Origin of the sequence: Melaminivora alkalimesophila, from assembly GCF_000282995.1 — a bacterium.
Lineage (GTDB): Bacteria > Pseudomonadota > Gammaproteobacteria > Burkholderiales > Burkholderiaceae_C > Melaminivora > Melaminivora alkalimesophila.
In genome coordinates this window covers 1-236 of record NZ_ALEE01000080.1, presented here as the reverse complement: position 1 = coordinate 236, position 236 = coordinate 1, and the positions used below count along the sequence as shown (strand labels likewise).

The window sequence follows — 236 nt, the reverse complement described above, 5'->3', positions numbered from 1 at the left end:
GCGGCAGGCGCAGCTACCGCTGCAACTGCGGCAACTGCGGCAACTGCGGCAACTGCGGGGGCAGCCACGGGGGCTGCCGCTGCCGCTGCCACAGGAGCAGGTGCTGCCGCTGCGGTGGCGCCTTCCAGCACGGCCACCAGATCGCCAATATTGACCGTGTCGCCGATCTTGACCTTGAGTTCCTTGAGCACGCCTGCGGCGGGCGAAGGGATCTCCATGGAGGCCTTGTCGGACTC

1 protein-coding gene is annotated in these 236 nt (G+C 68.2%); it reads right to left on the bottom strand.

From position 1 onward, the window contains the following. Nucleotides 1-236 (bottom strand): biotin/lipoyl-containing protein (locus A612_RS16315; protein WP_338131804.1); only part of this gene is annotated, 236 nt, incomplete at both ends.